We start from the raw sequence: 1,324 nt of genomic DNA on the forward strand, positions 1-1,324 counted from the left end.
AGCTGCTTTACGAGCTGCTTTACGTGCATGTTTTTTTTGAGTGTTTAATCTCATTTTTTCCATTTTTTTAAGGACTTCATCAAGCCCTGTTAAATTGGTTCTAACCATACCGCGCTCCCACTCTCGCAGGCCAAGGTTATCCATTCCTTGCCAGATTTATTATCGGGCAATGCCCCAATAATTTTATAAACCTGTTCATCACAAAGCAGTCGATAATCTTGCCACTGAATATTTTTTGGAACATCGCTAAAACGCATCACAATACGATGACTGACTTTGACCTGATTGGCTCGAGCACCGATAAACTCACTGACACTCACACCCTGAATATCAGCCCAGACTGGAAATTCGGTGACATAACCTTCCACCCGATCACCAGATCCATCCTTTGCCTGAACAATGGCCTTTTTTTGCACTTCGACATAATCGGTTAATTTGCCTGTTTGCATAAATCACCTGTTCCTATTTTACTGACTGGATGAAATTGCAGGACCTGAAATGATGTTCGGCATTTCCATTTCAAAAACCACAGACTTTTCAAATAAAACAATAGCTTCGTATTTGTATCGGGCTTCTTTGTCTACATTTATGCTGATGCTTAAAATTTCTAAACCTTTGCGCTCTGCATGCTTATTTACAACATCTGCCAATACAGCAGCAGTTGAACATGCAAATTTTTCTAAGAATGTTCTTGGCATATTAAATTCCCATTTTGCGGTAAGACATCATCAAGTTTTCCAGGGTTTTATTGGTGGTCATGATGGTGCCAACCACTTGAGATTCCCGGTTGTTATAGAGGTCGCCAATAATCAGCAGGGCTGCATATTGCAGATCTTCAGGCAGCACACCATCTACACAAACATCCACCAGAGGTTTATCCAGGAAGTTTTCGATATGTTTTAAAGCTGCTTTAATGAGCAATCGAATATGTGCATCTTCACGATCATGCAGCACACGCAATTGAAACTTTGCGCTTTCAAGTGTGACCAGTTCTTCGCTCATGAAAATAGCCTTTTTTTGACGGAAAAAGAGGTATAAAAAAGCCCTCAAAACGAGGGCTTTTTTCACATCAATCAATTAGGGAATGATTGGATCTTCAACTGGAGCAACGACTTCCGGAAGATCACCGGCAACGTTAGCATCTGGCACAATCACACCACCAGCTGCACGCATTTCTGAACGGACAGTAGCAAGGTTTTTACGGAAGTTATCACCATCTTCAAGTGATACTTGCGTATCCACATCTTCACGAATGTAACCATCAAAACCAATTGATAAGTTACCACACCAGTATTTGCCTAAAGCCTGCACTGGACTGAAACGG

At 41.2% G+C, this 1,324-nt stretch carries 3 protein-coding genes and 1 pseudogene; all 4 read right to left on the bottom strand.

What is annotated here, in order from left to right; genetic code table 11:
* Window positions 1–89: 89 nt before the first annotated feature.
* Window positions 90–449 carry a phage head closure protein gene (locus ACNPNW_RS16060; RefSeq protein ID WP_416706170.1) on the bottom strand — a complete coding sequence of 120 codons (360 nt, stop codon included), beginning with the start codon at window positions 447–449 and terminating at the stop codon, window positions 90–92.
* 18 nt (window positions 450–467) lie between these two features.
* Window positions 468–698 carry a hypothetical protein gene (locus ACNPNW_RS16065; protein ID WP_448767168.1) on the bottom strand — a complete coding sequence of 77 codons (231 nt, stop codon included), beginning with the start codon at window positions 696–698 and terminating at the stop codon, window positions 468–470.
* Window position 699: 1 nt separating this feature from the next.
* A complete protein-coding gene (locus ACNPNW_RS16070; protein WP_174893609.1) occupies window positions 700–1,002 on the bottom strand; it encodes a head-tail connector protein in 303 nt (100 codons plus the stop codon).
* Window positions 1,003–1,077: 75 nt separating this feature from the next.
* A pseudogene (locus ACNPNW_RS16075) lies at window positions 1,078–1,324 on the bottom strand (phage major capsid protein); the annotation flags it as partial.

The sequence above is a fragment of the Acinetobacter endophylla genome (assembly GCF_053543775.1).

Bases quoted from the DNA above. Each gene is read 5' to 3' on its own strand.
- ACNPNW_RS16070 (WP_174893609.1), bottom strand. From the start codon at position 1,002: ATGAGCGAAGAACTGGTCACACTTGAAAGCGCAAAGTTTCAATTGCGT.
- ACNPNW_RS16060 (WP_416706170.1), bottom strand. From the start codon at position 449: ATGCAAACAGGCAAATTAACCGATTATGTCGAAGTGCAAAAAAAGGCC.
- ACNPNW_RS16065 (WP_448767168.1), bottom strand. From the start codon at position 698: ATGCCAAGAACATTCTTAGAAAAATTTGCATGTTCAACTGCTGCTGTA.